This window comes from Psychromarinibacter sediminicola, from assembly GCF_029168335.1.
In the GTDB taxonomy this organism is placed as follows: Bacteria; Pseudomonadota; Alphaproteobacteria; order Rhodobacterales; family Rhodobacteraceae; genus Psychromarinibacter; species Psychromarinibacter sediminicola.
On record NZ_JARGYC010000123.1, the window covers coordinates 1 to 7,126 of the forward strand.

The following is a 7,126-nucleotide window of genomic DNA, read 5'->3' on the forward strand; positions in this document are numbered from 1 at the left end:
GCTGCCCCCAGTATCTGCCCCAGGGTCAGTGAATCAGTCCCTCGGCCGAATGGGAATCCCCAATCGATTCATGTCGGTGGGCAAACGCTCTAAAAAAACACCAGGCCGCAAAGACAGCACTCCGAGAAACTTCCGGTCTTTTGCCCCATGCAACTACACCTTGGGAGCTCTATGATGAGGACCAACCTGAAAAATTTGGTCCTTCGACGATCAATTACTATAGGAGCCACTGGGATTCAGTCGAAGAGCAATTTCAGCGCGACCTCCACGAATATGATATCAGTAACGAGGCGAAGCGGTCCATGCACGATGCTCTCATGTGCCATCGCCATGAGCTATTTCGTTCAGTAGTTCTCACCTTGTTGCCCTATGTTGAAATGGAGTTTCGGAAAGCATTCGAAATTGATGTTGGTGGCAATGCTGCCAGCCTGCAGGAGCTTCGAAGCATAGTGTGGAAAGTGCCTGCAGGCATTGTATTGAGCCATTCAGCTCCTATGGATTTACTCGAAATTTTGGATGCCCATCTATACGAAAAAGTCAAAATACCTGAGGCCCTTTCAAAATTTCAAGCCGATCAAATTCCGAACCGGCACGCTGCAATACACGGCCTGATAGAATACAGCTCGTATCAGAACAGCCTGAATGCTTTAATAGTCGCCGACTATGTTTTATTTTTAATCAGCCAGCTCAGAAAACACTCTGCGGAGTAGTACTTCGAGCCAGCGTCATTGCCGCGACGTGATGAGAAACTGGGGCATCGCACACCTTAGCCACCCTTCGGGGTGGCTTTTTGTTTTCGAAAGTTAACTTGTTTTCGTATCAGGGACCATGTTTGCGAATTGATGGCCTCCTTATGCTTGGAGAAAAGGCCGAGGATATGCTTGCAAAATGGCTAAGCCGTTCGCCTGCCTTTGTCTTGGTGTCATTTGAATCAATGACTTATTTCGGCTCAATGGCCAAATAATGGTTGCTGCTACACCGAGCCTTGTCGCCCCGGCAAGCCTTGCCGGGGCGGCCGAGAGGGTCGGGCGGCGCGCGTCACGATCCGCAGGCGGCCATCTCGGCGGCGATCGACCGGAGGAAGGCGGGGTAGAAGCCCGCCCCGCCGGGAATGCCGGACCCCAGCGGGTCGATCGTCCCGGCGGCGCCGCCGGTGCCCTCCAGCACCGTATCGACCAGATCCTGGTTGAACTGGGGCTCGGAAAACACGCAACGGACATCCATCGCGACGATGGTGTCGCGGATCTCCGCCACACGGGCCGGGCCGGGATCGGTGGCGTCGCTCAGCGCGATGGCGCCGGCGGCGGGGATGTCGAAACGGTGCTCGAAATACTGGTAGGCGTCGTGGAAGACCACGAACCGCATGTCGCGCACCGGGGCCAGCATGGCGCGGACGTCCTCCATCGCGGCGTCGATCTCGGCCTTGCCCGCTTCGGCATTGGCGGCGTAGGCGCCGGCGTTTTCCGGGTCGAGCCGCGCCAGTTCCGCCGCGATCACGTCGAGCCAGGCCTTGGCGTTCTCGGGGTCGAGCCAGGCATGCGGATCCAGCCCGTCGTGATCGTGCCCGTCGTCGTGCCCGTCTTCCTCATGCTCCGCTTCGTCGTGATCGTGGCCGTCGGCCCCGAAGGACGCGCCCTCCCGGAACGCCAGCGTCTGGGTGCCGGGCGCGTCCAGCAGCTCGACGACCACGGCCCCCGAGGCCAGCGTGTCGATGGAACCTTCCAGCCAGGGCGCCAGTTCCGGCCCGACCCAGAACACGGCCTCGGCCTCCTGCAGCGCGCGCGCCTCGGAGGGGCGCATGGAATAGCCGTGCGGCGACGCGCCGGGGCGGACCACCAGCGACGGCGTGCCGATCCCGTCCATGACGCGCGCGACAAGGCCGTGAACCGGTTCTATGTCGGCCGCGACTTTGGGCGCCTCGGCGGGCGCGGCCGTCGCGACCGACGCGCCCAGCAGGCCGCCCAAAAGAGCGATCCGGATTTGGTTGGACATCGACGCCTCCTGTAATTATGTAACGGTCAACTGCATGTGTATCTGCTATGTTATACCATAGCAACCTCTTGGCGGCAGGAGATCCGAAAATGACCACACAGGCGTTCGAGCCCCACGATCACGAGACCTGCATCGCGGACGGCGTCTCGACCGTCGCGCAGATCTGCGCCGACCAGGGGCTTCAGTTCACCAAGACGCGGCAGCGCGTGCTGGAAATCCTGCTCGACGACCACAAGGCCATGGGGGCCTACGACATCCTCGAACGGCTCCGGGCGGAGGGGCTGGGATCGCAGCCGCCGGTGGCCTACCGGGCGCTGGATTTCCTGGTGAAGCACGGCTTCGCGCACCGGATCGAGCGGCTGAACGCCTTCATCGCCTGCTCGCATCTCGACGACCCCCATGCGCCGATCTTCCTGATCTGCCGGTCCTGCGAGCGGGTGGAGGAAACCGAATCCGACCCCGGAAAAGGCGAGATCGGCAAGGCCGCCCGCAAGGCCGGTTTCGTCGTCGAGCGCACCGTGCGCGAGGCCGAAGGCCTGTGCCCCGACTGCGTCGGGCAGGACGCGCCATGACCGATCCGCTCGTCGAAATCCAGGGGCTCACCGTCCGCTACGGGTCGGCGGTGGCGCTCGAGTCGGTCGATTTCGCCATCGACAGGGGCGAGATCGTCACCATCGTGGGGCCGAACGGCTCCGGCAAGTCCACGCTGATCCGGGCGATCCTGGGCGGGGTGGGCCTGGCGAAGGGCCGGGTGCGCAAGGCACCGGGGCTGCGCATCGGCTATGTCCCGCAGCGGCTGGCGCTGGACCCGACCCTGCCGATGACGGTGCGGCGGTTCCTCGGCCTGCCCCGCCGGGTCGCTCCGGCCACGGCGCGGCAGGCGCTGGACCGCGCGGGCGTGCCGGGGCTGGGCGAGCGGCAGATGGCGGCCCTGTCGGGCGGCCAGTTCCAGCGGATCCTGCTGGCCCGCGCGCTGCTCGAAGAACCGGATCTCCTGATCCTCGACGAGGCGGCGGCGGGGCTGGATCAGCCCGGCTCGGCCGCCTTCTACGCGCGGATCGAGGATGTCCGGGCCGAGACCGGTTGTGCCGTGTTGATGGTCAGCCACGACCTGCATGTGGTGATGAGCGCCTCGGACCGCGTCGTCTGCCTCAACGGGCATGTCTGCTGTGCCGGGACGCCGGACGTGGTCGCGGAAACGCCCGACTACCGCGCCCTGTTCGGCGAGGGGACGCACGGGACCATGGCGCTTTACCGGCATCACCACGACCACCGGCACGCGCATGGCAACGAACATCTGCACCACGAGGAGCCGGCGGAGTGATGCTGGACGATTTCATGACCCGCGCCGCGCTGGCCGGCATCGGCACCGCGCTGGCCGCCGCGCCCCTGGGCTGTTTCGTGGTCTGGCGCCGGATGGCCTATTTCGGCGACGCAACGGCGCATGCCGCGATCCTGGGCGTGGCGCTGTCGCTGGCCTTCTCGCTGCCGGTCTTCGCCGGGGCGCTGGTGGTCGCGCTGGTGATGGCGACGCTGGTGGCGCTGATGTCGGGGCGCGGCTATGCGATGGACACGCTGCTGGGCGTGCTGGCGCATTCGGCGCTGGCCTTCGGGCTGGTGGCGGTGTCGTTCCTTCAGACCGTGCGGATCGACGTGATGGCCTACCTGTTCGGCGACATCCTGTCGGTGTCGCGCGGCGACCTCGGCGTGATCTGGGGCGGCGCGGCGATCGTCGTCGCGCTTGTCGCCTGGCGCTGGTCGGCGCTGCTGACGGCGACGCTGAACCCCGATCTCGCCCGCGCCGCCGGCATCGACCCGAAGCGCGAAGAGCTCGTCCTGACGCTGGCGCTGGCGCTCGTCGTCGCGGTGGCGATCAAGGTGGTGGGCGTGCTGCTGATCACCGCGATGCTGATCATTCCGGCCGCCGCGGTGCGGCCGTTCTCGCGCACGCCCGAGGCGATGGGTCTTTCGGCGACGGTCCTGGCCATGGCCGCCAGCTTCGGCGGGCTGCGCCTGTCCTACCAGTTCGACACGCCGACCGGGCCGACCATCGTCTGCGTCGTCGCCATCTGCTTCGGCATCTCCAGCGTCGCGGCCGGGCTGACAAGACACGGCCGGGCGCGAAGCTAGGCGGCGCGCCCGCGCCCGCCCGCACCGCATCGCCAGGGAACGAACCGTCCGGGGACACGTTGGTCTCGCAACACCGGCCCCGCCCGACGGGACCGGGCCATGCATTTGCGAGACGTTACATGCCGGACACGCAAGACGACATCGTCCTGATCACGGGCGCCGAGGGCCGGATCGGGACAAGGCTGAGAGAGCGGCTGCAGCGGCGCTATACGGTCGTCGGGCTCGATCTGCCGGACAATGCCGGCGACGGCGCCATCGGCTGCGACCTGACCGACCCGGATTCCGTCGACCGCGCGCTGGAGCGCTTCGCCCGCGACCACGGGCGGCGCATCGCCTCGGTCGTCCACCTTGCGGCCTATTTCGATTTCTCCGGCCGCGACAGCCCGCTCTACGACAAGGTCAATGTCGAGGGCACGCGCAACCTCCTGCGCGCGCTGCAGGGCTTCGAGGTCGGGCAATTCGTCTATTCCGGCACGATGCTGGTCCATGCGCCGGTGCGCCCCGGCCAGCTGATCGACGAGGACACGCCGCTCGCCCCCGGCTGGGCCTATCCGAAGTCCAAGGCCAAGACGGAACAGGTGATCCGCGACGAGGCTGGCGACATCCCGCCGCTCTTCCTGCGGCTCGCCGGGCTTTACGACGACCATACGGCGGTGCCGACCCTGTCGCAGCAGATCGCGCGGATCTACGAACGCAGCTTCGAATCGCATGTCTATGCCGGGGATACCTCGGCCGGACAGGCGCTGATCCATCTCGACGACATGCTCGACCTGTTCGAGCGCGCCATCGACCGGCGCGACGCGCTGGAGCCGGGGCTGGCTATCCTCGCCGGCGAGCCGGAGGTGATGAACTACGCCGCCCTGCAGACGCGCATCGCGCAGCTGATCCATGGCGAGGACGACTGGCAGACCGTGTCGCTGCCCGATTCCATCGCGAAAACCGGCGCGCGGCTGCAGGTGCAGGCCGAGCCGGTGGTGCCCGACGCCTATGACGAGGGCGAGACGCCGTTCATCAAGCCCTTCATGATCGACATGGCCGAGGATCACTACGCGCTGGACATCTCCCGCGCGCGCGACCGGCTGGGCTGGGAGCCGCAGCACCGGATCGCCGAGGGGCTGGAGGCGCTCGTCGCCTCGCTCAAGGCCGATCCGGGCGGCTGGTTCCGCGACAACGGCATCACGCCGCCTGTGTGGCTGCGCGGGGTCGAGGACCGGCCCGAGGAGGCCGAGCCGCTGCGCGCCCGGCACGAGCGCCGCTATCGCGCGGCGCATCGGCGCGGGCTCTGGGCGCATTGGGCCAATGCCGGGCTGGGCGTCTGGGTGATGACCGCGCCGCCGCTTCTGGGCCATGACGACCCGTGGATGATCGCCAGCGACGTGATCACCGGCGCCGCCGTCGTCCTCTTCGCCTTCCTGTCGATGTCCTGGCGTCTGCCGGCCGCGCGCTGGGTGACCGCGGCGCTGGGCGTCTGGCTGATGACCGCGCCGCTGCTGTTCTGGTCGGACAACGCGGCGGCGTATCTCAACGGCACGCTGGTGGGGATGCTGGTGGCCGGCTTCGCGGTCGGCATCCGCCCGCCGCCCGGCGTCTCGGCCGCGGCGGCGCAGTCCGGGCCGGTGGTGCCCAAGGGCTGGAGCTATTCGCCCTCGGACTGGTTCCAGCGGCTGCCCGTCATCATCCTCGCGGTCGTCGGCCTGCTGATCTCGCGCTACCTCGCGGGCTACCAGCTGGAGACGATCCCCGGCGTGTGGGAGCCGTTCTTCCCCGGCACCAAAGCGGATATGAACGGCACCGAGCAGATCATCACCTCGCAGGTCTCCGAGGCCTGGCCGGTCCCCGATGCAGGTCTGGGCGCGATGACCTATGCGCTGGAGATCCTGGTCGGCGCCATCGGATCGGCGTCGCGCTGGCGCACGATGCCCTGGCTGACCGTCGCCTTCGGCATCATGATCGTGCCGCTGGGCGCGGTGTCGATCTTCTTCATCGTGATCCAGCCCATCGTGATCGGCACCTACTGTACGCTCTGCCTCGTGGCGGCGGCGGCGATGGTCTGCCAGATCCCGTTCTCGGTGGACGAGATGGTCGCCACCTACCAGTTCCTGAAACGCCGCCACGCCGCCGGGCAGCCGTGGCTGAAGGTGTTCTTCACCGGCGATACCGACGAGGGGCCGACGCGCTTCCCCGACGAGGATTTCGAGCGCAGCCCCCGCGAGATCGTCCGCGAGATGCTGGTGGGCGGCATGACGCTGCCCTGGACGCTGGCGGCCAGCGCCGGGGTCGGGGTGCTGCTGATGCTCGCCCCGCTCCTGGTGACCTGGGACGACCCGATGGCCGGCACGTTCCATCTGACCGGCGCGCTGGTCATCACGGCGGCCGTGACGGCGCTGGCGCCGGTGGCCCGGCTGGCGCGGATGCTGAACCTGCTGCTCGGCGTGGCGCTGCTGTTCGCGCCGTTGCTGGTGGGCGCCAGTTGGGGCGTCTTCGCGCTGTCGGTCGTGGCGGGGCTCCTGCTGATCGGGCTGAGCGTGCCGCGCGGGGCGGTGCATGACAGCTATGGCGACTGGGATCGCTACATTCGCTAGCGGGATGTCCCGGATCGCTGGCGCGATCCGACCCGGCCGGAGGGGCGCTGCCCCTCCGGACCTCCCCGGAGTATTTCGGCCAAGATGAAGGGGGCCGCTACCGCATTCCCCAAAGGAGCAGGACGCCGGCGGCGTAGGTACCGATGACGGCCCAGCTGTCGATGCCGAGCCGGCCGAGCGTGGCGTCGCGCCGCTCCACCAGCCCCGCCACGTAAAGCAGCGTCAGCACGGCGCCGAGCCCGGCGGCGACCGTGGCAAAGCCGCCGACCGCGTTCAGCACCGGGCCGCCAGGATAGGCCAAGTCGATCAGCAGCAGGATGGCGACGTTTAGAGTCTTTCGGGATTAACCAGGCGCATATCCCGCAGCCTGGAAATAGTTTCTGCATTCAACCGGAGAGAACAGGTCGCATATCCTGCCGAGT

General features: G+C 67.0%; 7 protein-coding genes. 5 read left to right on the top strand and 2 right to left on the bottom strand.

Annotated elements, in window-relative coordinates:
• Window positions 1–302 precede the first annotated feature (302 nt).
• Window positions 303–710: a hypothetical protein gene (locus tag P1J78_RS23590; protein WP_275569831.1), complete on the top strand. Its 408-nt coding sequence runs from the start codon at window positions 303–305 to the stop codon at window positions 708–710.
• Between the two features lie 328 nt (window positions 711–1,038).
• Here the strand turns inward: P1J78_RS23590 and P1J78_RS23595 are convergent, their stop codons facing one another.
• Window positions 1,039–1,992 carry a zinc ABC transporter substrate-binding protein gene (locus P1J78_RS23595; protein WP_275569832.1) on the bottom strand — a complete coding sequence of 318 codons (954 nt, stop codon included), beginning with the start codon at window positions 1,990–1,992 and terminating at the stop codon, window positions 1,039–1,041.
• Between the two features lie 89 nt (window positions 1,993–2,081).
• On the opposite strand from P1J78_RS23595, the gene P1J78_RS23600 reads away from it, so the two are divergent.
• The 4 genes from P1J78_RS23600 (at window position 2,082) to P1J78_RS23615 (ending at window position 6,704) form a co-directional block, all read left to right on the top strand.
• A complete protein-coding gene (locus P1J78_RS23600; protein WP_275569833.1) occupies window positions 2,082–2,564 on the top strand; it encodes a Fur family transcriptional regulator in 483 nt (160 codons plus the stop codon).
• The gene (locus tag P1J78_RS23605; RefSeq protein WP_275569834.1) at window positions 2,561–3,316 is read left to right on the top strand and encodes a metal ABC transporter ATP-binding protein; all 756 of its coding nucleotides are present in this window, start codon (window positions 2,561–2,563) and stop codon (window positions 3,314–3,316) included. The genes P1J78_RS23600 and P1J78_RS23605 overlap by 4 nt, the downstream gene beginning before the upstream one ends.
• Window positions 3,316–4,122 carry a metal ABC transporter permease gene (locus P1J78_RS23610; protein ID WP_275569835.1) on the top strand — a complete coding sequence of 269 codons (807 nt, stop codon included), beginning with the start codon at window positions 3,316–3,318 and terminating at the stop codon, window positions 4,120–4,122. The genes P1J78_RS23605 and P1J78_RS23610 overlap by 1 nt, the downstream gene beginning before the upstream one ends.
• Before the next feature lie 119 nt (window positions 4,123–4,241).
• Window positions 4,242–6,704, top strand: coding sequence for a vitamin K epoxide reductase family protein (locus P1J78_RS23615; RefSeq protein WP_275569836.1), 2,463 nt, complete (start codon window positions 4,242–4,244; stop codon window positions 6,702–6,704).
• A 97-nt stretch (window positions 6,705–6,801) separates the two neighbouring features.
• Here P1J78_RS23615 and P1J78_RS23620 read toward each other — a convergent pair whose 3' ends face one another.
• Window positions 6,802–7,005, bottom strand: coding sequence for a hypothetical protein (locus P1J78_RS23620; protein WP_275569837.1), 204 nt, complete (start codon window positions 7,003–7,005; stop codon window positions 6,802–6,804).
• Between the last annotated feature and the right edge of the window lie 121 nt (window positions 7,006–7,126).